A 26,329-nucleotide genomic window follows, 5' to 3' on the forward strand; every position below is an offset into this window, starting at 1 on the left:
AAAACCCGCTTTCGCGGGTTTGATCTGAATTTGGTGCCCAGGAGAAGACTCGAACTTCCACGACCTTGCGATCACCAGCACCTGAAGCTGGCGTGTCTACCAATTTCACCACCTGGGCAGCATCAACAACGTTGCTGTCGTCGATGGCGCGCACTATACGGAGCGATATTTGAGCTGTAAACCCCTGCCATGAAAAAAGCCTGGAAAATTTCGCCACTGGTCGTGCAAGGTGCGCTCCGGGGGCCGCAAAGGGCTTTTAAACGCTTGTTGATACCTGAAATTTCCCGTTTCAATACGCGTATGCCAAACTAACCCGCATATAGACAAGGTGAAAACTCTCTAATGGCCGATTGGCAGTCCCTCGATCCCGAGGCCGCTCGTGAAGCGGAAAAATATGAAAACCCTATTCCTAGCCGCGAACTGATCCTGGCGCACCTCGCCGATCGTGGTTCGCCTGCTAGCCGTGAGCAACTGGTTGAAGAATTCGGTCTGACCACCGAAGACCAGCTCGAAGCCCTGCGCCGCCGTCTGCGTGCGATGGAGCGCGATGCTCAATTGATCTACACCCGTCGTGGCACTTACGCGCCGGTCGACAAGCTGGACCTGATCCTGGGTCGCATTGCCGGCCACCGTGACGGCTTCGGCTTCCTGATCCCGGACGATGGCAGCGACGACCTGTTCATGAGCCCGGCGCAAATGCGTCTGGTGTTCGATGGCGACCGTGCCCTGGCGCGGGTTTCTGGCCTCGACCGCCGTGGTCGGCGTGAAGGCGTGATCGTCGAAGTGGTGTCCCGCGCCCACGAATCCATCGTCGGCCGTTACTTCGAAGAAGGCGGCATCGGCTTCGTTGTGCCGGATAACCCGAAGGTCCAGCAGGAAGTGCTGATCACCCCGGGCCGTAATGGCGCCGCCAAGGTCGGCCAGTTCGTCGAGGTGAAAATCACCCACTGGCCAACGGCGCGCTTCCAGCCCCAGGGCGATATCGTTGAAGTGGTCGGCAACTACATGGCGCCGGGCATGGAAATCGACGTTGCCTTGCGCACCTACGATATCCCTCACGTCTGGCCTGAGGCCGTGCTCAAGGAAGCCGCCAAGCTCAAGCCGGAAGTCGAAGAGAAAGACAAAGAAAAACGCATCGACCTGCGTCATCTGCCGTTTGTCACGATTGACGGTGAAGATGCCCGCGACTTCGACGATGCGGTCTACTGCGAAGCCAAGCCTGGCAAGCTGCGCCTGTTCTCCGGCGGCTGGAAGTTGTACGTCGCGATTGCCGACGTGTCCAGCTACGTGAAGATCGGTTCGGCCCTGGATAACGAAGCCCAGGTGCGCGGCAACTCCGTGTACTTCCCAGAGCGCGTGATCCCGATGCTGCCCGAGCAGCTGTCCAACGGCCTGTGCTCCCTGAACCCGAAAGTCGACCGTTTGGCCATGGTGTGCGAGATGACCATCTCCAAAACCGGCGAAATGACCGACTACCAGTTCTACGAAGCGGTGATCCACTCCCAGGCACGCCTGACCTACAACAAGGTCAGCACCATCCTGGAAACGCCGAAGACCAGCGAAGCCAAGGCCCTGCGCACCGAGTACGCTGGCGTGGTGCCGCACCTCAAGCAGCTGTACTCGCTGTACAAGGTGTTGCTGGGTGCCCGTCATACCCGTGGCGCGATCGATTTCGAAACCCAGGAAACCCGCATTGTCTTCGGCTCCGAGCGCAAGATTGCGGCGATCACCCCGACCACCCGTAACGACGCGCACAAGCTGATCGAGGAGTGCATGCTGGCGGCCAACGTGGCCACTGCCGAGTTCCTCAAGAAGCACGAAATTCCTGCGTTGTACCGTGTGCACGACGGCCCGCCGCCGGAGCGCCTGGAAAAACTTCGCGCCTTCCTCGGCGAACTCGGCCTGTCCCTGCACAAAGGCAAGGACGGCCCGACGCCGAAGGATTACCAGGCCCTGCTGGCCAGCATCAAGGACCGTCCGGATTACCACGTGATCCAGACCGTGATGCTGCGCTCGCTGAGCCAGGCGGTGTACAGCGCCGATAACCAGGGCCACTTCGGCCTGAATTACGAGGCGTACACCCACTTCACTTCGCCAATTCGCCGTTACCCGGACTTGCTCACGCACCGGGCGATCCGCAGCGTGATCCATTCCAAGCAGAACACCCCGCACGTCAAGCGCGCCGGTGCCATGACCATTCCGAAAGCACGGATCTACCCGTACGACGAAGCGGCCCTGGAACAACTGGGCGAGCAGTGCTCCATGAGCGAGCGCCGCGCTGACGAGGCCACCCGCGACGTGGTGAACTGGCTCAAGTGCGAGTTCATGAAGGATCGCGTGGGCGAGTCGTTCCCGGGTGTCATCACCGCCGTGACCGGCTTTGGCCTGTTCGTCGAGCTGACCGACATCTACGTCGAGGGCCTGGTGCACGTCACCGCCTTGCCGGGTGATTACTACCACTTCGATCCTGTGCATCACCGCCTGGCGGGCGAGCGCACCGGTCGCAGCTTCCGCTTGGGCGATACCGTTGAAGTGCAGGTCATGCGTGTCGATCTCGACGAGCGCAAGATCGACTTCGGCATGCCTGACAAGCCGGCAGAGCCTGCGGGTCGTAAAAAACGTGGTGAAACCACGGCGCCTGCGTCCAAAGGCAAAGCGGCCACCCCAAAAACCACGGCCGAGCCTGCACCTGCCAAGGCTGGTCGTCGTTCTTCCGCCAAGGACAAGGCCCCTGAAGCCTACCGCCCAAGCGACGCGGCGGCGAAAAACGCCGAGCTGCGCAAGAGCCGCGAGTTGAAGCAGCAGTTGCTCAACGAAGCCAAAAGCGGTGGTAAAGCGGCGTCTGGGGGAAAGTCCCACGGGGCGGAAAAGCCGTCGAGCAAGCCAAGTAAACACCGTAAAGGCCCGCCAAAAGCGGGTTCGGCTCCCGCAAAAAGCGGCGGGTCGCGCAAACCTAAGGCCAAGTCATGAGTCTGGAAAAAATCTACGGCGTGCACGCCGTAGAAGCACTGCTGCGTCACCATCCCAAGCGCGTCAAGCAGGTGTGGTTGGCCGAAGGTCGCAGCGAGCCGCGCGTACAGGTGCTGGTCGAGTTGGCTACGCAGAATAAGGTTGCCATCGGCCAGGCCGAGCGTCGTGAAATGGACGTGTGGGTCGAAGGCGTTCACCAAGGTGTGGTGGCTGACGTCAGTCCGAGCCAGGTGTGGGGCGAGGCGATGCTCGACGAGCTGCTCGACCGTACCGAAGGTGCACCGTTGCTCTTGGTGCTGGACGGCGTGACCGACCCGCACAACCTCGGCGCCTGCCTGCGTTCGGCGGATGCTGCCGGTGCGCTGGCAGTGATCGTGCCCAAGGACAAGTCCGCGACCCTGACGCCGGTGGTGCGCAAGGTCGCCTGCGGTGCGGCGGAAGTGATTCCGCTGGTGGCCGTGACCAACCTGGCGCGTACCCTCGAGAAGCTCCAGCAGCGCGGCCTGTGGGTCGTGGGCACGGCGGGGGAGGCTGAGGTCAGCATTTATGACCAGGACCTTACCGGCCCTACCATCCTGATCATGGGCGCCGAAGGCAAAGGCATGCGCCGCCTGACCCGTGAGCATTGCGATTATCTGGTGCACCTGCCGATGGCCGGTAGTGTCAGCAGCCTCAATGTGTCGGTGGCGACGGGCGTGTGCCTGTTTGAAGCCCAGCGTCAGCGTGGTGCGAAGGCTAAGGCCAAGCCCAAGAAGTAATCACCATGTGGGGCTTGCCCCAATCCTGATGTAGGAGCGAGCTTGCTCGCGAAAAACGTCAACGATAACGCGGGCTTCCTGAATGAGCGCGGTGTCTGTGAGTTTTTCGCGAGCAAGCTCGCTCCTACATTTGTGTTTGTGGTGCTTGGGGTTGTTCAAATAATCACCAATTGCCTTGCGCCGCTTCTCCCCCTTCTCTACAATTGCGCCCCTTGCCTTCCTGGCAGGCACCGATGTGCCTCCCCTGCGGCAAGATCCATAAGTGTCATTCACTCCTTGTCTGACCGTTTTTGAGCGGCAGGCTACAACCCGTAAGGAGCATTCATGCGTCATTACGAAATCATCTTTTTGGTCCACCCGGATCAAAGCGAGCAAGTCGGCGGCATGGTTGAGCGTTACACCAAGCTGATCGAAGAAGACGGCGGCAAAATCCACCGTCTGGAAGATTGGGGCCGTCGTCAACTGGCCTACGCAATCAACAATGTTCACAAGGCTCACTACGTGATGCTGAACGTTGAGTGCACTGGCAAGGCCCTGGCCGAGCTGGAAGACAACTTCCGCTACAACGATGCTGTGATCCGTAACCTGGTCATCCGTCGCGAAGAAGCCGTTACTGGCCAATCCGAGATGCTCAAGGCTGAAGAAAACCGCAGTGAGCGCCGTGAGCGTCGCGACCGTCCTGAGCACGAAGGCGCTGATAGCGCTGATAGTGATGACAGCGACAACAGCGATAACGCTGACGAGTAATCCACGGACCTTTTAAGGAGCCTATCAAATGGCACGTTTCTTCCGTCGTCGTAAATTCTGCCGCTTCACCGCTGAAGACGTGAAAGAGATCGATTACAAAGATCTCAACACTCTGAAAGCCTACGTATCCGAGACCGGCAAAATCGTTCCAAGCCGTATCACCGGTACCAAAGCACGTTATCAGCGTCAGCTGGCCACCGCTATCAAGCGCGCCCGCTTCCTGGCCCTGCTGGCCTACACCGACAGCCACGGCCGCTGAGACCGGGCAGTCGACAAGTAGTAAGGGATTGAATGCATGCGCGCCTTAGCTGAGTTCATCATGCGCGGTCGCGTGCAGGCCACTCTGGTAGTGGCTGGATGTGCGGCATTGCCGTTGCTTTATTGGTTGGGTGCTGCCGCAGGTTGCCTTGTGCTACTGCGGCGCGGTTTGAAGGACGCCCTTGGCGTTCTTGCCCTGGGTTTGTTGCCGGCCTTGATCTGGTGGCTGCAAATGGGTGATCCACGGGTACTTCTGGTACTGCTGGGGTCATCGAGCCTTGCGTTGGTTTTGCGCGCAAGTGAGTCCTGGGTCCGCACGCTGCTGGTCAGCGTGGCATTGGGGTTGGTGTACTCAGTGATGCTTGGCGCGGCTTTCCGCCCGCAGATCGAGGCGCTGGCGCAGGAGATCGTCAAGATCCTGCCGTTGGCCCTCGGGGATCTCTACCAGCATTTGTCGGTAGATGAGCGAGCGCGGTTTGCGTCACTGATTGCCCCGGTCCTGACCGGCCTGATTGCGGCTTTGTTGCAGGTCGTCAGCGTGCTGAGCCTGATTCTTGGGCGTTATTGGCAGGCGTTGTTGTACAACCCGGGTGGTTTTGGTCGCGAGTTTCGCAGTATCAGAATCCCAGCGGGGCCGGCGATGTTGCTGCTGGCGTGCATGGTTGTCGGGCCGAACTTCGGCCCACAGATGGCCTTGCTGGCGCCGATTTGCAGCGTACCGCTGGTGTTTGCCGGGCTGGCCCTGATTCATGGGCTGGTTGCGCGAAAGCGCCTGGCCAGGTTCTGGCTGGTGGGGTTGTACGTCACGCTGTTGCTGTTCATGCAGCTGATCTATCCGTTACTCGTGGTCTTGGCCATTGTTGACAGCCTGATTGATTTTCGCGGTCGTCTGGCGTCGAAAGACGCCGATAACGCGAACGGTGAAGGTTAAAAGTTAGAGGATTTTCACATGCAACTGATCCTTCTGGAAAAAGTCGCCAACCTGGGCAACCTGGGCGACAAAGTGAACGTTAAGGCCGGCTACGGTCGTAACTACCTGCTGCCATACGGCAAAGCCACCGCTGCAACCGCTGCCAACCTGGCTGCGTTTGAAGAGCGTCGTGCTGAGCTGGAAAAAGCCGCAGCAGACAAAAAAGCGTCGGCCGAAACTCGCGCTGCCCAACTGGCTGAGCTGGAAGTGACTATCACTGCCACCGCTGGTGACGAAGGCAAGCTGTTCGGTTCGATCGGCACCCACGACATCGCTGATGCACTGACCGCCTCCGGCGTTGAAGTGCAGAAGAGCGAAGTTCGTCTGCCGAACGGCACCATCCGCAACGTAGGCGAATTCGACGTAGCCGTGCACCTGCACGCCGAAGTTGAAGCCACCGTACGCGTTGTCGTGGTAGCAGCTTAAGTCGCACCTAACTGACTGGCACCTCGCGTGCCAGCCGGTTAACATCGGGCACGATCCTGTTTACAGGTCGTGCCTTTTGTTTTTCTACACACCCCAAATTCCAAGTGGCCATGAACGAAATCTCCGCTCCTGAGCAATACGATCTGCAAACCGCTGCCCTGAAGGTGCCGCCGCATTCCATCGAGGCCGAACAGGCCGTGCTCGGTGGCTTGATGCTGGACAACAACGCCTGGGAACGCGTGCTGGATCAAGTCTCGGACGGTGACTTCTATCGTCATGACCACCGCCTGATCTTCCGCGCCATCGCCAAGCTGGCCGACCAGAACTCACCGATCGACGTGGTAACCCTGGCCGAGCAGTTGGACAAGGAAGGCCAGACCTCCCAAGTGGGTGGTCTGGGCTACCTCGGTGAGCTGGCAAAAAACACGCCGTCCGTCGCCAACATCAAGGCCTATGCCCAGATCGTCCGCGAGCGCGCCACGTTGCGCCAGTTGATCGGCATCAGCACCGAAATCGCCGACAGCGCCTTCAACCCCGAAGGCCGCACCGCTGCCGAGATCCTTGACGAAGCCGAGCGCCAGATCTTCCAGATCGCCGAGGCCCGCCCGAAAACCGGCGGCCCGGTCAGCGTCAACGACCTGCTGACCAAAGCCATCGACCGCATCGACACCCTGTTCAACACCGATGCCGCGATTACCGGTATTTCCACCGGTTACACCGACCTCGACGAAAAGACCAGCGGCCTGCAGCCGTCCGACTTGATCATCGTCGCCGGTCGTCCGTCCATGGGTAAGACCACCTTCGCGATGAACCTGGTGGAAAACGCCGTGTTACGCAGCGACAAGGCGGTGCTGGTGTACTCCCTCGAGATGCCAGGCGAATCGTTGATCATGCGTATGCTCTCGTCGCTTGGCCGTATCGACCAGACCAAGGTGCGTTCCGGCCAGCTTGAAGACGACGACTGGCCGCGCCTGACCTCAGCGGTCAACCTGCTCAACGACCGCAAGCTATTCATTGATGACACTGCGGGTATCAGCCCGTCCGAAATGCGCGCGCGTACCCGGCGCCTGGTGCGTGAGCATGGCGACATCGCCCTGATCATGATCGACTACCTGCAGTTGATGCAGATCCCCGGTTCCAGTGGCGACAACCGTACCAACGAGATTTCTGAAATCTCTCGTTCCTTGAAGGCCCTGGCCAAGGAATTCAACTGCCCGGTGGTGGCGTTGTCCCAGCTCAACCGTTCCCTGGAACAACGTCCCAACAAGCGTCCGGTGAACTCCGACTTGCGGGAATCCGGAGCGATCGAGCAGGACGCCGACGTGATCATGTTCGTGTACCGCGACGAGGTGTACCACCCCGAGACGGAACACAAGGGCATTGCCGAAATCATCATCGGCAAGCAGCGGAACGGCCCGATCGGGTTTATCCGGTTGGCGTTCATCGGCAAGTACACGCGTTTCGAGAACCTGGCGCCGGGTAGCTACAACTTCGACGACGACGAGTAGTTTCAAGCGCCTGTAAGGGCCTCATCGCAGGCAAGCCACAATTCCGACTACTACCGTCGGAATTGGTCAAAATTTGTGCTATATTCCGCGCCCGCGATTTTTCATCTTCACACCGGTCACCGTCATGCAAACAGCCAAGCCGTTATTTGACTATCCCAAGTACTGGGCCGAATGTTTCGGTCCTGCGCCATTCCTGCCGATGAGCAGGGAGGAGATGGATCAGCTTGGCTGGGATTCGTGCGACATTATCATCGTCACCGGTGATGCCTATGTTGACCACCCATCGTTCGGCATGGCGATCATCGGCCGGCTGCTGGAGTCCCAGGGCTTTCGCGTCGGGATCATCGCGCAACCGAACTGGCAGTCCAAAGACGACTTCATGAGGCTCGGCGAGCCGAACCTGTTCTTCGGCGTCGCGGCCGGCAACATGGACTCGATGATCAACCGCTACACCGCCGACAAGAAAATCCGCTCCGACGACGCCTATACCCCTGGCGGCATGGCCGGCAAACGTCCCGACCGTGCAAGCCTGGTGTACAGCCAGCGTTGCAAGGAAGCCTACAAGAACGTGCCGATCGTGCTTGGCGGCATCGAAGCTTCCCTGCGTCGTATCGCCCACTACGACTACTGGCAGGACCGCGTGCGCAACTCGATCCTGATCGACGCCACCGCCGATATCCTGCTGTACGGCAACGCCGAGCGGGCCATCGTCGAAGTTGCCCAGCGTTTGTCGTGGGGCCACAAGATCGAAGACATCACCGATGTGCGCGGTACCGCGTTCATCCGCCGTGATACGCCAGCCGGTTGGTACGAAGTGGATTCCACGCGCATCGACCGTCCGGGCAAGATCGACAAGATCATCAACCCGTACGTGAACACCCAGGACACCCAGGCCTGCGCCATCGAGCAGGAAAAGGGGCCGGTGGATGATCCGGAAGAAGCCAAGGTTGTGCAGATCCTGGCCAGCCCGCGCATGACCCGTGACAAGACCGTGATCCGCCTGCCATCGGTGGAAAAAGTCCGCGGCGACGCGGTGCTCTATGCCCACGCCAACCGCGTGTTGCACCTGGAAACCAACCCAGGCAACGCCCGCGCCCTGGTGCAGAAGCACGGTGAAGTGGACGTATGGTTCAACCCGCCGCCCATTCCGATGACTACCGAAGAAATGGACTACGTGTTCGGCATGCCTTATGCCCGCGTACCGCACCCGGCGTATGGCAAGGAGAAGATCCCGGCCTACGACATGATCCGTTTCTCGGTGAATATCATGCGTGGCTGCTTCGGCGGCTGCACCTTCTGCTCGATCACCGAGCACGAAGGCCGCATCATCCAGAACCGTTCCGAAGAGTCGATCATTCGCGAGATCGAAGAGATCCGCGACAAAGTGCCGGGCTTCACCGGCGTGATCTCCGACCTCGGCGGCCCGACGGCGAACATGTACCGCATCGCCTGCAAGAGCCCGGAAATCGAATCCGCGTGCCGCAAGCCGTCGTGCGTGTTCCCTGGCATCTGCCCTAACCTGAACACCGACCACTCGTCGTTGATCCAGCTGTACCGCAGCGCCCGTGCGTTGCCGGGTGTGAAGAAGATCCTGATCGCTTCCGGCCTGCGCTACGACCTGGCCGTCGAGTCGCCGGAATACGTCAAAGAGCTGGTCACCCACCACGTCGGTGGTTACCTCAAGATCGCCCCGGAACACACCGAGGAAGGTCCGCTCAACCAGATGATGAAGCCGGGCATTGGCAGCTATGACAAGTTCAAGCGCATGTTCGAGAAGTACACCAAGGAAGCGGGCAAGGAGCAGTACCTGATCCCGTACTTCATCGCCGCCCACCCGGGCACCACCGATGAAGACATGATGAACCTGGCCCTGTGGCTCAAGGGCAATGGCTTCCGTGCCGACCAGGTGCAGGCGTTCTACCCGTCGCCGATGGCCACCGCCACCGCGATGTACCACTCGGGCAAAAACCCGCTGCGCAAGGTCACCTACAAGAGCGACGCGGTGACCATCGTCAAGAGCGAGGAGCAGCGCCGCCTGCACAAGGCGTTCCTGCGTTACCACGACCCGAAGGGCTGGCCGATGCTGCGTGAAGCATTGACCCGCATGGGCCGTGCCGACCTGATCGGGTCGGGCAAGGACCAGTTGATCCCGCTGCACCAGCCGTCCACCGACAGCTACCAGAGCGCCCGGCGCAAGAACTCGACGCCGGCCGGCAGCCATAAGGTCGCCAAGGAAACCACCACCAAGATCCTCACCCAGCACACCGGCCTGCCACCCCGTGGCAGCGACGGCAGCAACCCGTGGGACAAGCGCGAGCAAGCCAAGGCTGCGGCCCAGGCGCGCAATAAGCAGGCGGCCAAAGAGCGCAGCGATGCGGCCAAGGGCAAGGGCGGCAAGCCTACGCGCAAGCCGGTTGTACCGCGGTGATCGACGTCTGAAATGCAAAACGCCAGCCTCGTGCTGGCGTTTTGCTTTCTGGTCGGTGGTGAGTCTGTTTGGTAAGGTGGCGCCCATTAGATTGCTATCGCAGGCAAGCCAGCTCCCACAAGAGAATGTATTTCAAGCGTGGGAGCTGGCTTGCCTGCGATGAGGCCGGTCTGGGCACTCTCGATTTCAAGGAAGAACACTTATGGGCAACCCCTTGCTCAACATCGGCATGGACTCCAACCGCTCCCAATTCATGGCGCGCCAGCGCATTGAGAGCCAGATCAACCTGCCGCGGCTGTTCGCCGTCATTGACGCCGACCCCAGCATCGTCGGCGCTGGCGTGGTGTACATCGACGCCGACTTCAACGTGATCACCCTGCGCGAATTCAAGCCCATCTGCAGCATCAAACCCAAGCGCGTCATTTTGCGCGAGGCGCAGAAGTACATCTCGCCGGCGCAGTTTGTCGAGCAGGTGAAGACCGACCCCCGTGAAGGGCGCCTCCAGAAGGAGGCCTTTGACATGGGGCTTTCCTGTGGGGCGGCGGTGATCGGCTGGATCGTGGTGTTCAGTGGCAGCGTCGCCGTACCGTTCACCGCCGGTGCCAGTGCTTTTGTGGTGGGTATCGGTGTCACGGCTGCGCTGGCCAGCAGCGCTCAGTGCGGGTTTGGCGTGGCCCGGACCTATAACGAGATCCTTGACCCAGATGCCAACGACCGCATGGACGACGCCCAGTGGTATGGCGCGGTGTCACCGATTCTCGATGCCGCGTCGTTGGTCGGGATCGGAACGGGAGCTTTCACCACATTAAGGCTGCTCAAGGCCAAAAAAGCCGCTGCGTTGGGCAAGAGCTGGTATGAATTGCTCAAGGGCTTGAATCGCCAGGAGCGCAAGAAGTTGACCCAGGAATTGCTCAGTCTCAAAGACCCAAGCCTGACCCCCAAGTTGCTCAAGTTGCAGCAGCGCGCCGGCACGTTGCCCAAGCGCTACAGCTCCACGGAAATTCGTCATGCCACGCTCACCCAGCTCAAGGACGCCTTGGGCGGCATGTTGGGTATCTGGGGCAGCTATCGAACCGGTCACGTTGGCTCGGCGTCGACGCTTGCCATTGGCCTGTATGAGGAACTGACGGAATGAAGGGGTTTCCCGATAGGCGCAGTTTCCTTGCGCGTTATTTTCCGGTGTTCATGGGCACCATCTTCATGGCGATTTTCTCTGGTTCGGTGGCTGTGTCCACGGCGGGCGTAACCTATTTGCGCGGGGTTGAACCGGCGCTCAAGGCCAACTACTCCGGGGCTGCAATCCTGATGCTGGTAGCGGTGCTGGTGTTTGGCAATGTGATGATTGCACGCGGATTCCCCTGGGCGACCCGGCTGGTGGCGAGCTACTTGGTGTGTTGCCTGCTGTTCGTTTTGCCGATGATTCAATACGGCCTCAATACCCTGGTGTACGGTTCGGCGGTGCTGTTTCCGCTGCTGGGTTTGTTGCTGCTCAACAGCAAGCGCCATCGTGAAATGCGTCAGCGATTACTCGAAATACGTCACCTGCGTCGGGCGGCGATTGCGCAACGCAAGACCCGTTGATTAGATAGGTTTATTGGCGGTAGGTGGCCTGTTTGTTAGGGGGGCGCTCATCAGATTGCTATCGCAGGCAAGCCAGCTCCCACAGGGGAATGCATTTCAAGTGTGGGCGCTGGCTTGCCTGCGATGAGGCCGGTCTGGGCACTTTCAATTTCAAGGAAGAACACTTATGGGCAGCTCCTTGTTCAACATCGGCATGGATTCCAACCGCTCTCAATTTATGGCGCGCCAGCGTATCGAGAGCCTGATCAACCTGCCACGGCTGTTCGCCGCCATCGATGCAGACCCCGCCATTGTCGGTGCAGGTGTTGTGTATATCGATGCCGATTTCAACGTTGTCACCCTGCGCGAATTTCAGCCCATCTGCAGCATCGCACCCAAGCGTTTGATCCTGCGTGAGGCGCAGAAGTACATCGCACCAACGCAATTCGCTCAGCAGGTGCAAGACAATCCGCGTGAGTCCCGCTTGGTGGGCGAAGCGGTCAATACCACGCTATCGTGTGCCGGCGCGGTTATCGGTTGGATCGTGGTGCTCAGTGGTTCCGTCGCAGTTCCGTTTTCGGCGGGGGCCAGTTCGGTGGTCGTGGCGCTCGGCTATACGGCCGCGGCAGCCAGTTCTGTGCAGTGCTTTGCCAGCGGCTATCGCACCGTCAATGAGATCCGCAACCCCGCGCGCAATGATCAGCTCGACAGTGAGGAGTGGTACCAATACACCATGATTGCCCTGGATGCGGCGTCGTTGGTTGGGGTGGGTTCATCGGCATTGGCAACGGTCAAGCTGGTGCGGCTGAATAAGGCCTCTACCGGGAAAAGTGTGAGAGAGGTGCTCAGGGGCCTGAATCGACAGGAGCGCGCCAAGTTGACCAAAGAGCTGCTGAGCATCAACGACCCACGCTTGACGTCCAAGATGATCAAGTTAAAGCAGTTGTCGGGCGAGTTGCCTAAGCGGTTCACGCCCACCGAGGTCAAGCATGCAACGGTCACGCAGATCAAGGACGCGTTGGGCGCAGCCATCGGTTTTACCGGTAGTGCGGTGTCAGGGAACGTACGCACAATTGCCATAGGTCTGTATGAGGAGGCCGAACAATGAACGAGCTGCCTAGCATTCGCAGTTTTCTGTCGACGTATTTCCCCGTCTTTATGGGGGCGATATTCGTCTGCATTTTCACCCTCGTGTTTGCGGTTCCGGTGTTCTTCGATAGCTATATGCCAAGCCTGTCCATGGCAGATAATGCCAAATACTCCTTCCTGGCGGGTATCGCACTCACGCTAGTCATTGTGCACTGCAATTTCATGATCGCACGCGGGCGTCCCCAATGGATTTGGCCGCTAGTGTTGCTGCTGGGGGTATGCTTTCTGGGTGTATTGCCAACACTCAATGATCAACCGAACGGGGTGGTATATGCCTTGAGCCTGGTGTTTCCATTAATTGGGCTATTGCTGTTCAACAGCAAACGCCACCGTGAAATGCGCCAGAAACTGGTCGAAGTCCGCTGCCTGCGCCAGGCCATGATTGCCCAACACAAACACCATTGATTGGGTAGATTCACCACCTGCCCTCAGCCCGGCGCTACAAATGTGTGCAGCGCCTGCACCATAGCCACAACGTTGGCGCCGTTTTGGTGCTGTACTGCACCGGGCCTGACGTTTTAGTGCAATGACTGCTGCTGTGGCATAAGTCTTGCGCGCGTTGTGCTTATGCCCTGGCTCGCAGGAGGCCGCCGTGTCGATTCATGTCGCGTTGCACCACGTTACGCATTACCGCTACGACCGTGCTGTCGAACTCGGCCCACAGATCGTTCGGCTACGTCCGGCAGCCCATAGCCGTACGCGAATACTGTCCTACGCGCTGAAGGTGTTGCCCGGGCAGCATTTCATCAACTGGCAGCAAGACCCCCAGGGCAATTATCTGGCGCGCCTGGTGTTCCCGGAAAAGACTGACGAGTTGCGCATTGAGGTCGACCTGGTCGCCGAGATGGCGGTGTTCAATCCGTTCGATTTTTTCCTCGAGCCCTACGCCGAAAAAATCCCGTTCAGCTACGCCGCCGATGAGCAGCGCGAGCTGGCGCCGTACCTGGAAACCTTGCCGCTGACGCCAAGGTTTGCCGCTTACCTGGCCGGTATCGATCGCACGCCGCTGCCTGCTGTGGATTTCCTGGTCGGCCTCAACCAGCGCCTGGCCGCCGATATCGGTTACCTGATTCGCATGGAGCCGGGTGTGCAAACCCCGGAATTTACCCTGGAAAACGCGTCCGGCTCCTGCCGCGACTCGGCCTGGTTGTTGGTGCAATTGCTGCGCAACCTCGGGTTGGCGGCGCGATTTGTCTCTGGTTACCTGATACAGCTCACCGCTGACGTCAAAGCCCTCGACGGCCCGTCCGGTACCGAGGTGGACTTCACCGACCTGCACGCCTGGTGCGAAGTGTATCTGCCCGGCGCTGGCTGGATTGGCCTGGATGCCACGTCCGGGTTGTTCGCCGGTGAAGGGCATATCCCCTTGGCCTGCAGCCCCGATCCATCGTCTGCCGCGCCCATCAGTGGGTTGGTTGAGCCGTGCGAATGCGAGTTCACCCATGAGATGTCGGTGGAGCGCATCTGGGAAGCGCCACGGGTGACCAAGCCCTACACCGAAGCACAATGGTTGGCGATCCAGGCCCTGGGCCGGCAGATCGACGGCGACCTGCTCAAGGACGACGTACGCCTGACCATGGGCGGCGAGCCGACCTTCGTCTCTATTGACGACCCAGACGGCGCCGAATGGAACACCGCAGCCCTGGGCCCGGACAAGCGTCGCCTGTCGGCCGAGCTGTTCCAGCGCCTGCGCCAGCACTATGCGCCCAAGGGCCTGGTGCATTTCGGCCAAGGCAAGTGGTATCCCGGCGAGCAACTGCCGCGCTGGTCGCTCAATTGCTACTGGCGCCGCGACGGGGTGCCGATCTGGCACAACAGCGCACTGATCGCCGATGAGCAAGAAGACTACGGCGCCGATGGGGTGATGGCCGGGCGTTTCCTGGCCAGCGTCGCCGAGCGCCTGAAACTGCCGGCGCGCTTTGTGTTCCCGGCGTTCGAGGACAATTTCTACTACCTGTGGCGCGAAGGGGCGCTGCCCCAGAACGTCACCGCCCAGGACCCGCGCCTGAGCGACGACCTGGAGCGTGAGCGCCTGCGCAAAGTGTTCAGCCAGGGCCTGGATAAAGTCATCGGCCAGGTGCTGCCGCTGGCACGTACTGCGGCCAATGACCGCTGGCAGAGTGGGCGTTGGTACCTGCGCGACAACCATTGCCGGTTGGTGCCGGGTGATTCGCCGCTGGGTTACCGGCTGCCCTTGGCTTCCCAGCCCTGGGTGACGGCGGCTGAGTATCCGTTCATACACCCCACCGACCCGAACCAGGACCAGCCCGAGCTTCCCACTGCGGCGCAATTGCGCAGCCATGGCGAGCCGGCCCCGGACGACGAGCGTGTGCCCAAGGTCGACGAGTCCGCCGACTGGCTGACCCGTACCGCGCTGTGCGCCGAAGCACGGGAAGGCCGCCTGTACCTGTTTATGCCGCCGCTGGAGCGCATCGAGGATTACCTGGAGCTGGTGACTGCCATTGAGGCCACCGCCGAAGAGCTGCATTGCCCGGTACTGCTGGAGGGCTACGAGCCGCCAGCGGATACGCGCCTGAGCAATTTCCGGGTCACGCCAGATCCCGGTGTCATCGAGGTCAACGTACAGCCGTCCGCCACCTGGGACGAGTTGGTAGAACGCACCGAATTCCTCTACGAAGAGGCCCGGCAAACCCGCCTGACCACCGAGAAGTTCATGATCGATGGGCGCCATACCGGCACCGGTGGCGGTAACCACTTCGTACTGGGCGGTGCGACGCCCAAGGATTCGCCCTTCCTGCGCCGACCGGACCTGCTGCGCAGCCTGATCAGCTACTGGCACAACCACCCGTCGTTGTCCTATTTGTTCTCCGGACTGTTTATCGGCCCCACCTCCCAGGCGCCCAGGGTAGATGAGGCGCGCAACGATGCGCTGTATGAACTGGAAATCGCCTTCGCGCAGATGCCTGCACCGGGCGAGGAGTGCCCGCCGTGGTTAGTGGATCGCCTGTTGCGCAACCTGCTGATCGACGTGACGGGTAATACCCATCGCGCCGAATTCTGTATCGACAAACTTTACTCACCCGACGGCGCCACTGGCCGCCTGGGGCTGCTGGAACTGCGCGCCTTTGAAATGCCCCCCCATGCGCGCATGAGCCTGACCCAACAGTTGTTGCTGCGGGCGCTGGTCGCGCGGTTCTGGCGCGAGCCCTATGCGCCGCCGAAGCTGGCGCGCTGGGGCACTGAACTGCATGACCGTTTCCTGTTGCCGCACTTTATCGAGCAGGACTTTGCCGACGTGATCGTCGAGCTGAACGCGGCCGGCTACCCGCTGCGTGCCGAATGGTTCGCGGCGCATCTGGAGTTTCGTTTCCCCAAGGTGGGCGACTACGCCGTCAGCGGTATCGAACTGGAACTGCGCCAGGCCTTGGAGCCTTGGCATGTGCTGGGCGAGGAGGGCGCAGTGGGTGGCACGGTGCGGTATGTGGATTCGTCCCTGGAGCGCCTGCAAGTGAAGTTGAGCGGGTTGCCACCGCAACGCTACCTGCTGACCTGCAATGGCGTGCCGGTGCCGCTGCAACCAACCGGCCGCGTCGGCGAGTTCGTGGCGGGCGTGCGTTACCGCGCCTGGCAACCGGCCAACTGCCTGCAACCGACCATCCCCGTGCATGCGCCGCTGGTATTTGACCTGCTCGACACCTGGATGCAGCGTTCGTTGGGTGGCTGCCAATACCATGTGGCGCACCCGGGCGGGCGCAATTACGACAGCCTGCCGGTGAACGCCAATGAGGCGGAGAGCCGGCGGATGGCGCGTTTTTTCCGCTTGGGGCATAGCCCGGGCAAGCTGCCAGTGCCGACTGTAACGGTAAACGATGAGTTGCCAATGACCCTGGATTTGCGGCGTTTCACAAAAAATAAGGAATGAACATGATCCAAGTGTGGGAGGGCTTTTGTGGCGAGGGAGCTTGCTCCCGCTGGGGTGCGAAGCACCCCCAATAGCAGGCGACTGCTGCGCAGTCGAGCGGGAGCAAGCTCCCTCGCCACAACAAGCCAGCCCCCCACATTGGATCGTAGTGAATTTGAGTTAACCTGACTTCCCTTGCCTCTGCCGAGCGTTCCATGTCCGACTTGCTCGACCGTTACCCGCTCACCGCGGGCACCTATCACGAACTGCTGGACGCCAGCGGCGCGGTGCGTGCCCATTGGCGACGCTTGTTCGATCACCTGCAACGCAGCACGCCCGCACAACTGGCCCAGCGCCAGGCGTTGTTGACGCGTCAGATCCAGGAAAACGGCGTCACCTATAACGTCTACGCCGACCCCAAGGGCGCCGACCGCCCCTGGGAACTGGACCTGCTGCCTCATGTGCTGGCGGCCGAGGAGTGGCAGCAACTGTCGGCCGGCATCGCCCAGCGTGCGCGCCTGCTCAATGCGGTGCTGGCCGACCTGTATGGCCCGCAGCGCCTGATCAAGGAAGGCTTGCTGCCGGCCGAACTGGTGTTCGGGCATAACAATTTTCTGTGGCCGTGCCAGGGCATCCAGCCGCCCGACGGTGCGTTCCTGCATCTGTACGCGGTCGACCTGGCGCGCACGCCGGACGGCCGCTGGTGGGTCACCGCCGACCGTACCCAAGCCCCATCGGGCGCCGGCTACGCCCTGGAAAACCGCACCATCGTGTCCCGCGCCTTCCCGGACCTGTACCGGGATATGCAGGTGCAGCACCTCACCGGTTTCTTTCGCACGCTGCAGGAAACCCTGGCGCGTCAGGCCCCTGGCGATGACCAGCCGCCGCTGATCGTGCTGCTCACGCCGGGGCGTTTCAACGAAAGCTATTTCGAACACCTGTACCTGGCGCGCCAGCTCGGGTACCCCTTGGTAGAGGGCGGCGACCTCACCGTGCGCGACAGCACCGTGTTCCTGAAAACCCTTAGCGGCCTGCGCCGGGTGCACGCGATCATGCGTCGCCTTGATGATGATTTCTGCGACCCGCTGGAGCTGCGCACCGACTCCGCGCTCGGCGTGCCGGGCCTGCTCGACGCCGTACGCCAAGGCAATGTGCTGGTGGCCAATGCCTTGGGCAGCGGCGTGCTGGAGTCCCCGGGGTTGCTGGGCTTTTTGCCCAAGATCAACGAGTTTTTGTTCGGTGAAGCCTTGATCCTGCCGTCGATTGCCACCTGGTGGTGCGGCGAAGCGCCGGTGCTTGCCGAAGCCCTGGAAAAACTCCCGGAGCTGCTGATCAAGCCGGCATTTCCCTCACAAAGTTTCGCCCCGGTGTTTGGTCGCGACCTTGACGACGAACAGCGCCAGGCCCTGGCTGAACGCATGCGTGCGCGGCCCTATGCCTATGTCGCCCAAGAGCTGGCGCAACTGTCTCAGGCGCCGGTATGGCACACCGTGGATGACCACCTGCAACACCGTGCCATTGGTATGCGTGTCTACGCCGTGGCCAGTGAAGACGGTTATCGGGTACTGCCCGGTGGCCTGACTCGCGTGGCGGCCGACGCCGATGCCGAGGTGGTGTCGATGCAGCGCGGCGGGGCGAGCAAGGACACCTGGGTACTCGGCGAACGCGTGCCGGGTGGCGAGCAGTGGCGCGCCCAACGCACCATTGGCGCCTATGACCTGGTGCGCCGCGATCCCTATCTGCCCTCGCGCGTGGTGGAAAACCTGTTCTGGTTCGGTCGTTACTGCGAGCGCTGCGACGACAGTGCGCGCTGGCTGCGCATTGTGCTGGCGCGGTATGTCGACGGCGACGATCCGCTGGCGTTGCAGGCCGCCGTCGAACTGGGCGAAAGCCTGCGCCTGTTGCCTGAGGAGGGCGAGCTGCCTGAGCGCCTGCTCGCCGCTTTGCTGGGTGATGACTGGCCTTCAAGTCTGCGCGCCAACCTGCAGCGCCTGCAGTGGGCGGCATCCCAGGTGCGCGGCAAGTTGTCCAGGGAAAACTGGCAAGCCCTGGTGGAGCTGCAACGCGAAGCCATGGAACTGGAAAGCGACACTGCAGACTTTGGCGAGCTGCTCGACTTTCTCAACCGCCTGGTGATGTCCCTGGCGGCACTGTCCGGTTTTGCCCTGGACGACATGACCCGCGATGAAGGCTGGCGCTTTTTGATGATGGGCCGGCGTATCGAGCGTTTGCAGTTTCTGAGCAGCAGCCTTGCGGCGTTCCTGCGCGGTGTGGCGGTGTTCGATCAGGCCGGGCTGGAATGGTTGCTGGAGCTGGGCAACAGCAGTATCACCTACCGCTCGCGCTACCTGGCGGTGCCGCAGTTGATCCCGGTGCTCGACCTGCTGCTGCTCGACGAGCAGAACCCCCATGCGGTGCTGTTCCAGCTCAAGTTGGTGAGCCGCACCCTGCGCCGTCTCAATGATGATTTTGGCGTGCCCCGTGAAACCGGGCTGGTGCCTTTGGTCGAGTGCCTGGCGCGTTTTGACCTGGGCTGCCTGGAGAACGGCCTGTTTGGCGAAACCAGCGTGCGTGCCGCGCTGGACGGCCTGGCCGACCTGTTGCAAGCGGTGGCCGATGAAAGCGGGCAAGTGTCGGATCGCCTGGCGCTGCGCCATTTTGCCCACGTGGATGATGTCAGCCAGCAAACGGTGTCGGTGTAATGAGCGCGCGCTACCAGATTTTCCACGATACCCATTACCACTATGACAGCCCGGTGTCCCTGGCCCAGCAACTGGCGCACCTCTGGCCAAGGCCGTGCGCCTGGCAGAAGTGCACCTGGCAGCAGTTGGATATCAGCCCGGAACCCACCTCGCGCCGCGACGAACTGGACGTATTCGGCAACCCGATCACTCGCCTGGCGTTCGAACGGCCCCATGATGAATTGCTGGTGAACGCCGGGCTCACCGTGGAAGTGCTGGCGCGACCCGCTCTGGACTTCCAGCGGTCGCCGCCCTGGGACCACACCCGCGACAGCCTGACTTACAGCAGCCAGGCATTGAGCTCCGAACTGATCGAAGCCTGTCGTTATCGCTTCGAGTCGCCCTATGTCCATCTGAAGAAAACTTTCGTCGAGTTCTCCGAAAGCTGCTTCCCGCCCGGCGAGCCTTTACTGCTGGGCACGCAGGTATTGATGGAGAAGATCTTCAGCGAATTTACCTTCGATGCCGAAGCCACCCAGGTCGCCACGCCGCTGGTTGAAGTGCTGGAGCGCCGTCGCGGCGTGTGCCAGGACTTCGCTCACCTGATGCTTGCCTGCCTGCGTTCCCGTGGCCTGGCGGCGCGCTATATCAGCGGCTACCTGCTCACCCAGCCACCGCCCGGCCAGCCACGGCTGATTGGCGCGGATGCTTCCCATGCGTGGGTTTCGGTGTTTTGCCCGGTATCAGGCTGGGTGGATTTTGACCCGACCAACAATGTGCAGCCGGCGCTGGAGCACATCACCCTGGCCTGGGGCCGGGACTTTTCTGATGTGTCGCCATTGCGGGGGGTGATTCTGGGGGGAGGCAGCCATGACCCGGAGGTGCGGGTGACGGTGATGCCGCTGGAATGAAAAACGATCATTCCCACGCTCTGCGTGGGAATGCCTGCTGTGACGCTCTGCGTCACCCTTGCGCTGGCTTCAAGCCTGGTGCGGGACGCGGAGCGTCCGGGGCTGCATTCCCACGCGGAGCGTGGGAACGATCATTCAGTTGGGGCTTTCGGGGTTTCGGTCTCGTCAGGTGCCGCTTCACCTTCGGCATCCGGGTTCAGCGCGCCGGCTTCTTCCTCAGCAGCGGCTTTCTTGCGTTGCAGCTTTTCCTCTTTCTTCTGTTCCTTGGCCAAGTCTCTCTGACGTTTGGCGAAGGAGTAATTAGGTTTGGCCATGGGCGATCCTCTAGGGTCGAAGGTGAGGGTGGGCGGCGCGCAGCTGCCTCGGGTCGTCATGGTAGCAGCTTCGGGGGGGCGTTTGCTTTCACTTACCGCAGGCGTAGGCAGCCAGGAGGCCGTTGAACAGGTGATTGAGGTGCATGGCATGAACTCCCGTGAGTGATGGGCCGATCATAATCAGGGTGCGGCAGTTTGGCTGGTTGATTGTGTTGATGAAGCTGATAGCCTAAAGTTGTATACAATCTGTTGATTCAGATCATAAGAACTCAAGCCTGATTGAGGCACCCTTACCGCAATCCGCGTTTTTAAAACCCTGCCTTGGAGATTCACATGTTTGCCAAACTCGTTGCTGTTTCCCTGCTGACTCTGGCGAGCGGCCAGTTGCTTGCTGCAGAGTGCAAGGTCACTGTCGACTCCACCGACCAAATGTCGTTCAACACTAAAGAAATCACCATCGACAAGAGCTGCAAGCAGTTCACCGTTGAGCTGACTCACTCGGGTAACCTGCCCAAGAACGTGATGGGCCATAACTGGGTGCTGACTACCGAAGCCAATATGCAACCGGTGGCAACCGACGGCATGGCTGCGGGGATCGACAAGGATTACCTGAAAGCCGGTGATGAGCGCATCATCGCCCACACCAAGATCATCGGTGCTGGCGAGAAAGACTCGGTGACCTTCGACGTCTCCAAGCTGAAGGCCGATGAGAAATACAGCTTCTTCTGCTCGTTCCCAGGCCACATCTCGATGATGAAAGGTGCTGTGGTTCTGAAGTAAGACCGCGTTATCGTTCATCGCAGACAAGCCAGCTCCCACATTCGACCGCATTCCCATGTTGGAATCCGGTCAAGTGTGGGAGCTGGCTTGCCTGCGATGGCGATGTGACAATCAATGCAAAACGATCAGGTTCACCTCAAGGCGCAAACGGCATCACCCGCTTGTGCTCAGTCTTGCGATAGGTCTCGCAGATAATTCTGAACGCCTCCTCACGCACCGGCTCACCCTGCAGGAACGCATCAATCTCGGCATAGGTCACGCCATGTGACGCCTCGTCCGGCTTGCCCGGCGACAGGTCTTCGAGGTCGGCGGTCGGCACCTTCTCCACCAGCGATTCCGGCGCGCCAAAGTGACGGGCAATGGCCCGCACCTGATGCTTCACCAGCCCGCTCAACGGTGCCAGATCGCACGCGCCATCACCGAACTTGGTGTAGAAGCCCATCACCGCTTCCGCCGCATGGTCGGTGCCGATCACCAGCCCACCGGCCGCGCCGGCGATGGTGTACTGCGCCACCATACGCATGCGCGCCTTGGTGTTGCCCAGCACGAAGTCACGGGACGCCGCGGCCTTGCCTTCAAATGCGGCCACTTCATTGGCCAGGGCTTTAACCGCCGGGCCGATGTTCACGGTGTGACGTTCATCCGGCTCGATAAAGTCCACCGAGGCCTGGGCGTCGTGCTCGTCGAACTGGGTTTCGTAGGGCAGGCGCACGGCGATAAAGCGGTACGCCTCATCGCCGGTGCTGGCGCGCAGTTCCTGCACCGCACGTTGGGCCAACAGGCCTGCGGTCAGGGAGTCGACACCACCACTGATGCCGAGCACCAGGGTCTTGAGCCCGGAATTGCGCAGGCAGTCCTGGATAAAGGCCACGCGCCGGGCAACCTCGGCTTCGAGTGCGGCCTGGTCCTTGAACGGGGCTTGCACCTTGAGCTGTTGTGCAATCTCACGCTGTACGGCTTGCATGATTCACTCCTTGCTGGATAGGGCAGGTACTTTGAAAACGTGACGCAAATAGGCGACAAAATTCGGGTCGGTGCAATGGGTCTTGCCCGCTTCATCGGAAATCTTCGCGACGGGCTGGCCATTGCAGGCGGTCATTTTAAGCACGATGCTCATCGGTTCCACCCCTGGAATATCACAGGTCAGGTTGGTGCCGATGCCAAAGCTCACATTAATGCGACCGCGCAACGCCCGAAATATTTCCAAGGCTTTGGGCAATGTCAGACTGTCGGAGAACACCAGGGTCTTGCTCATCGGTTCGATGCCCAGCTTGTGGTAGTGAGCGATGGCTTTTTCTGCCCACTGGATCGGATCACCGGAGTCATGGCGCAGGCCGTCGAACAGCTTGGCGAAGTACAAGTCGAAGTCGCCGAGGAACGCGTCGGTGGTGATGCAATCGGTGAGGGCGATACCCAACAGGCCACGGTACTCGCGCACCCAGCAATCAAGGGCGGCGATCTGGCTGTCGATCAGGCGCGGGCCGAGTTGCTGGTGGGCCATGATCCACTCGTGGGCCATGGTGCCCAGCGGCTTCATATCGAATTCGCGCGCCAGGTGCACGTTGCTGGTGCCGACAAAGCGCCCAGGGAAATCGTGCTTGAGCACGCTGACCACTTCCTCCTGCACCCGGTAGGAAAAACGCCGGCGCGTGCCGAAGTCTGCCACTTGCAGCTCCGACAGCTCATCGCTGCTGGCGTTGGCGGTCAACCAGTCGAACTTGCGATACAGCTGCTCGCGGGCCTGTTCAAGGATCACGGTCTGGTAGCGGTAGCGGTTACGCACCTCGCTGACGATGGCCAGCATTGGCACTTCAAACAGGATCACATGCAGCCACGGTCCGCGCAGGCGGATAAACAACTCGCCGTTCTCGATGCCGGTTTGCACATACCGCAGGTTGAAGCGAAACAGCCCGAGGAAGCGCAGAAAATCCGGCTTCATAAAGCTGATGCGTTCCAGGAAACCCAATTGATCGGGGCTCAGGCTCAGCTCGGCGAGGCGCTCGATCTGGTAACGAATCTCCGCCAGGTAAGGGCGCAGGTCTTCGCTGTTACGGCAACGAAACTCCCATTCAACTTCCACGTTCGGGTAGTTGTGCAGCACCGCCTGCATCATGGTCAGCTTGTAGAAGTCGGTGTCGAGCAGGTTCTGCACGATGCGATCGGCAAACACACTCTCGCTCATAACGGGAATCTCCAGACGGGTCGGCGATGGAGGCCGGCCTTTACGCACAATTGAGGAAGGGGGTTAGTGGCGCATAGACTTGTGGGGTTTTGCCAGTGATTTTTTCAGTAAGGCCACTGGCGCCATCGCAGGCAAGCCAGCTCCCACATTTGGAGTGCATTCCAAACGGTGGGAGCTGGCTTGCCTGCGATGGCGATTCTCCAGGCGCTAAAGCACCTGCTCCATCATCCACTTCACAAACTCGCGCACCTTGGGCACCTCCGCCGAATGCTCGGGATACGCCAGGTAGTAAGCATCCTGGCTCGGCATCGCATGTTGCCAGGGGATCACCAACTTGCCCTCGGCCAATTCCTCCTCCACCAGAAAACGCGGCAACAGCGCCACGCCGCATCCCACCTGCGCCGCACGAATACACATATAAAACGTGTCGAACCGCGGCCCATGGTAGCTGTGCTCGGTATGGAAACCCTGGCTGGCGAACCAGTCATGCCAGCCCTGGGGCCTCGAAGCGTTTTGCAGTAGCACCAGTTCACTCAGTTGTGTGGGGTCGGTGAAGGGCTGGGAGGGCAGGCTGTCGGGCGAACACACCGGTACCAGTTCTTCACTGAACAATTTCAGGCTCTCGGTGCCGGGGCGTGCGCCCTGGCCGAAATAGAACGCCATGTCGGCCTTGCCTTGCAGTAACTCGTCCGGCTCCTGTTCGTTGCACAGGTCCAGGTGGATCTGCGGGTGGCGCAAACGCCAACCCTTGAGGCGCGGCACCAGCCAGCGTGCGCCAAAAGTGTAGGGCGTGGACACGCGCAGCACTTCGGTTTCACCGCCGTAGGAGCGCAGGTAGTGGGTGGACATTTCCACTTGGGTGAGGATCTTGCGCACTTCCACCAGGTACAGGTCGCCCGCCGGAGTCATCTGCAAGCGGCGGCGCACGCGGCGAAACAGCAGGTGTTGCAACAGTTCTTCCAGCTGCGCTACTTGTTTGCTCACCGCGCTTTGGGTGAGGTTCAGTTCCTCGGCGGCGCGGGTGAAGCTCAGGTGGCGGGTGGCCGCTTCGAAACACTGCAGGGCGGTGATCGAGGGCAAATATCTTTTGTTCAGCACGGCATGCCTCTTTTTATTCTTTGCATGAATAAAGGGAATGATATCTCGCCTAATCGTCGTTTGTTGGCAAGTCTTGGGCCAGCTACAAATAGGCTCAGGATCGCCGTGCAAGCAGCGGCGCGATTTTTCTACGCAGATTTGAAGGAGTGACCCATGGTTGCCGCATTGCTTGATCGTCTCGGGGTAAACCCGGCGCTGTACCAGGCTGGGAAACAACCCGTGCATTCACCGATTGATGGCAGCCGTATCGGCAGTGTCCATTGGGAAGGCGCCGCCGAGGTGGAGCAACAGGTCAGTCGCGCCGAGCATGCATTCGAAGCCTGGCGCAAGGTGCCGGCGCCGCGGCGTGGCGAGCTGGTGCGCCAGTTCGGCGACGTATTGCGCGAGTACAAGGCCGACCTGGGCGAACTCGTTTCTTGGGAGGCCGGCAAGATCACCCAGGAAGGTTTGGGTGAAGTGCAGGAAATGATCGACATCTGCGATTTCGCCGTCGGCCTGTCGCGCCAGTTGTACGGCTTGACCATCGCCTCCGAGCGCCCCGGCCACCATATGCGTGAAACCTGGCACCCGCTGGGCGTGGTCGGCGTGATCAGCGCCTTCAACTTCCCCGTGGCCGTGTGGGCGTGGAACACCGCGCTGGCCTTGGTGTGCGGCAACGCGGTGATCTGGAAACCGTCGGAAAAGACCCCGCTCACTGCACTGGCGTGCCAGGCCTTGTTCGAGCGCGTACTGAAAAAATTCGACGGTGCCCCCGAGTACCTCAGCCAAGTGATCATCGGCGGCCGCGACGCCGGCGCTGCGCTGGTGGATGACCCGCGCGTTGCCCTGATCAGCGCCACCGGCAGCACGCGTATGGGCCGTGAAGTGGCACCCAAAGTCGCCGCGCGTTTCGCCCGCAGCATCCTTGAGCTGGGCGGCAACAACGCGATGATCCTCGGCCCAAGCGCCGACCTGGACATGGCCGTGCGCGCTATCCTGTTCAGCGCAGTGGGCACCGCCGGCCAACGCTGCACCACCCTGCGCCGCCTGATCGCCCATGAGTCGGTCAAGGAAGAAATCGTCACCCGCCTCAAGGCCGCCTATTCCAAAGTGCGCATCGGCCACCCACTGGAAGGCAACCTGATCGGCCCGCTGATCGACAAGCACAGTTTCGACAACATGCAGGACGCCCTTGAGCAAGCCTTGAGCGAAGGCGGCAAGGGGTTCGGCGGCAAGCGCCAACTGCAAGACAAATTCCCCAACGCCTACTACGTATCGCCGGCCATCGTGGAAATGCCCGAGCAAAGCGACGTAGTGTGCAGCGAAACCTTCGCGCCGATTCTTTACGTGGTCGGCTACACCGACTTCGCCGAAGCCCTGCGCCTGAACAACGCCGTGCCACAAGGCTTGTCATCCTGCATCTTCACCACTGACGTGCGTGAAGCCGAGCAGTTCATGTCGGCGGTGGGCAGCGACTGTGGCATTGCCAACGTCAACATCGGCCCGAGCGGCGCGGAGATCGGTGGCGCGTTCGGGGGTGAAAAAGAAACCGGCGGCGGGCGTGAATCGGGCTCGGATGCGTGGCGCGGGTATATGCGCAGGCAGACCAATACCGTGAACTACTCGCTGGAACTGCCGTTGGCACAAGGCATCACGTTCGACTGACCAGACTGATCGTTCCCACGCTCTGCGTGGGAACGCATTCTGTGACGCTCCGCGTCACGACAATGCGGACGCGGAGCGTCCAA

21 protein-coding genes and 1 tRNA gene are annotated in these 26,329 nt (G+C 60.8%); 17 read left to right on the plus strand and 5 right to left on the minus strand.

The window, feature by feature from the left end; translation table 11 throughout:
- Window positions 1-31: 31 nt before the first annotated feature.
- Window positions 32-118: transfer RNA gene (locus tag ACP7CZ_RS09600), tRNA-Leu, on the minus strand.
- Window positions 119-342: 224 nt separating this feature from the next.
- Between ACP7CZ_RS09600 and rnr the strand changes: the two genes are divergently transcribed.
- The 15 genes from rnr to ACP7CZ_RS09675 all read left to right on the plus strand — a co-directional run bounded on the left by rnr (window position 343) and on the right by ACP7CZ_RS09675 (window position 20,228).
- The gene (gene rnr, locus ACP7CZ_RS09605; protein WP_054896269.1) at window positions 343-2,970 is read left to right on the plus strand and encodes a ribonuclease R; all 2,628 of its coding nucleotides are present in this window, start codon (window positions 343-345) and stop codon (window positions 2,968-2,970) included.
- Complete coding sequence (rlmB, locus tag ACP7CZ_RS09610; protein ID WP_294148185.1) at window positions 2,967-3,728, plus strand: 23S rRNA (guanosine(2251)-2'-O)-methyltransferase RlmB; 762 nt, start codon at window positions 2,967-2,969, stop codon at window positions 3,726-3,728. The genes rnr and rlmB overlap by 4 nt, the downstream gene beginning before the upstream one ends.
- 324 nt (window positions 3,729-4,052) lie before the next feature.
- Window positions 4,053-4,475: a 30S ribosomal protein S6 gene (gene rpsF, locus ACP7CZ_RS09615; protein ID WP_003236224.1), complete on the plus strand. Its 423-nt coding sequence runs from the start codon at window positions 4,053-4,055 to the stop codon at window positions 4,473-4,475.
- 28 nt (window positions 4,476-4,503) lie between these two features.
- Window positions 4,504-4,734 (plus strand): 30S ribosomal protein S18, encoded by a 231-nt coding sequence (gene rpsR, locus ACP7CZ_RS09620; RefSeq protein ID WP_002551829.1) that lies wholly within the window; start codon window positions 4,504-4,506, stop codon window positions 4,732-4,734.
- Between the two features lie 36 nt (window positions 4,735-4,770).
- On the plus strand, window positions 4,771-5,664 hold the full coding sequence (locus ACP7CZ_RS09625; protein ID WP_014716675.1) for a hypothetical protein: 894 nt from the start codon (window positions 4,771-4,773) through the stop codon (window positions 5,662-5,664).
- A gap of 18 nt (window positions 5,665-5,682) precedes the next feature.
- A complete protein-coding gene (gene rplI, locus ACP7CZ_RS09630) occupies window positions 5,683-6,129 on the plus strand; it encodes a 50S ribosomal protein L9 (RefSeq protein ID WP_003171376.1) in 447 nt (148 codons plus the stop codon).
- A 110-nt stretch (window positions 6,130-6,239) separates the two neighbouring features.
- Complete coding sequence (gene dnaB, locus ACP7CZ_RS09635) at window positions 6,240-7,637, plus strand: replicative DNA helicase (RefSeq protein ID WP_003188079.1); 1,398 nt, start codon at window positions 6,240-6,242, stop codon at window positions 7,635-7,637.
- 124 nt (window positions 7,638-7,761) lie between these two features.
- The gene (locus ACP7CZ_RS09640) at window positions 7,762-10,065 is read left to right on the plus strand and encodes a YgiQ family radical SAM protein (protein WP_197900120.1); all 2,304 of its coding nucleotides are present in this window, start codon (window positions 7,762-7,764) and stop codon (window positions 10,063-10,065) included.
- Between the two features lie 202 nt (window positions 10,066-10,267).
- Complete coding sequence (locus ACP7CZ_RS09645) at window positions 10,268-11,200, plus strand: hypothetical protein (protein ID WP_014716676.1); 933 nt, start codon at window positions 10,268-10,270, stop codon at window positions 11,198-11,200.
- Complete coding sequence (locus tag ACP7CZ_RS09650; protein ID WP_072445896.1) at window positions 11,197-11,646, plus strand: hypothetical protein; 450 nt, start codon at window positions 11,197-11,199, stop codon at window positions 11,644-11,646. Before ACP7CZ_RS09645 ends, ACP7CZ_RS09650 begins: the two co-directional genes overlap by 4 nt.
- Window positions 11,647-11,812: 166 nt before the next feature.
- Window positions 11,813-12,733, plus strand: coding sequence for a hypothetical protein (locus ACP7CZ_RS09655; protein WP_034125657.1), 921 nt, complete (start codon window positions 11,813-11,815; stop codon window positions 12,731-12,733).
- The gene (locus tag ACP7CZ_RS09660) at window positions 12,730-13,179 is read left to right on the plus strand and encodes a hypothetical protein (RefSeq protein ID WP_034125658.1); all 450 of its coding nucleotides are present in this window, start codon (window positions 12,730-12,732) and stop codon (window positions 13,177-13,179) included. The genes ACP7CZ_RS09655 and ACP7CZ_RS09660 overlap by 4 nt, the downstream gene beginning before the upstream one ends.
- A gap of 187 nt (window positions 13,180-13,366) precedes the next feature.
- Window positions 13,367-16,657 carry a DUF2126 domain-containing protein gene (locus tag ACP7CZ_RS09665; RefSeq protein ID WP_294143719.1) on the plus strand — a complete coding sequence of 1,097 codons (3,291 nt, stop codon included), beginning with the start codon at window positions 13,367-13,369 and terminating at the stop codon, window positions 16,655-16,657.
- A gap of 194 nt (window positions 16,658-16,851) precedes the next feature.
- Window positions 16,852-19,338: a circularly permuted type 2 ATP-grasp protein gene (locus ACP7CZ_RS09670; protein WP_054896365.1), complete on the plus strand. Its 2,487-nt coding sequence runs from the start codon at window positions 16,852-16,854 to the stop codon at window positions 19,336-19,338.
- Window positions 19,338-20,228 carry a transglutaminase family protein gene (locus tag ACP7CZ_RS09675; protein WP_197900123.1) on the plus strand — a complete coding sequence of 297 codons (891 nt, stop codon included), beginning with the start codon at window positions 19,338-19,340 and terminating at the stop codon, window positions 20,226-20,228. Before ACP7CZ_RS09670 ends, ACP7CZ_RS09675 begins: the two co-directional genes overlap by 1 nt.
- Window positions 20,229-20,359: 131 nt before the next feature.
- Here the strand turns inward: ACP7CZ_RS09675 and ACP7CZ_RS09680 are convergent, their stop codons facing one another.
- On the minus strand, window positions 20,360-20,542 hold the full coding sequence (locus tag ACP7CZ_RS09680; protein WP_034125662.1) for a hypothetical protein: 183 nt from the start codon (window positions 20,540-20,542) through the stop codon (window positions 20,360-20,362).
- A 333-nt stretch (window positions 20,543-20,875) separates the two neighbouring features.
- Between ACP7CZ_RS09680 and azu the strand changes: the two genes are divergently transcribed.
- Window positions 20,876-21,322, plus strand: a complete 447-nt coding sequence (gene azu / locus ACP7CZ_RS09685; protein ID WP_003188091.1) for an azurin — start codon at window positions 20,876-20,878, stop codon at window positions 21,320-21,322.
- A 136-nt stretch (window positions 21,323-21,458) separates the two neighbouring features.
- Here azu and nadE read toward each other — a convergent pair whose 3' ends face one another.
- From nadE to ACP7CZ_RS09700, 3 genes are all read right to left on the minus strand, one after another.
- Window positions 21,459-22,286 carry an ammonia-dependent NAD(+) synthetase gene (gene nadE / locus ACP7CZ_RS09690; protein WP_014716685.1) on the minus strand — a complete coding sequence of 276 codons (828 nt, stop codon included), beginning with the start codon at window positions 22,284-22,286 and terminating at the stop codon, window positions 21,459-21,461.
- A 3-nt stretch (window positions 22,287-22,289) separates the two neighbouring features.
- Complete coding sequence (gene pncB / locus ACP7CZ_RS09695; protein WP_003188094.1) at window positions 22,290-23,504, minus strand: nicotinate phosphoribosyltransferase; 1,215 nt, start codon at window positions 23,502-23,504, stop codon at window positions 22,290-22,292.
- Between the two features lie 207 nt (window positions 23,505-23,711).
- The gene (locus tag ACP7CZ_RS09700) at window positions 23,712-24,602 is read right to left on the minus strand and encodes a LysR family transcriptional regulator (protein ID WP_197900124.1); all 891 of its coding nucleotides are present in this window, start codon (window positions 24,600-24,602) and stop codon (window positions 23,712-23,714) included.
- A gap of 153 nt (window positions 24,603-24,755) precedes the next feature.
- On the opposite strand from ACP7CZ_RS09700, the gene ACP7CZ_RS09705 reads away from it, so the two are divergent.
- Window positions 24,756-26,246: an L-piperidine-6-carboxylate dehydrogenase gene (locus ACP7CZ_RS09705; RefSeq protein ID WP_294143678.1), complete on the plus strand. Its 1,491-nt coding sequence runs from the start codon at window positions 24,756-24,758 to the stop codon at window positions 26,244-26,246.
- The last annotated feature ends 83 nt before the right edge of the window (window positions 26,247-26,329 follow it).

This window comes from Pseudomonas sp. DWP2-2 (assembly GCF_049897065.1).
In the GTDB taxonomy this organism is placed as follows: domain Bacteria; phylum Pseudomonadota; class Gammaproteobacteria; order Pseudomonadales; family Pseudomonadaceae; genus Aquipseudomonas; species Aquipseudomonas paracarnis.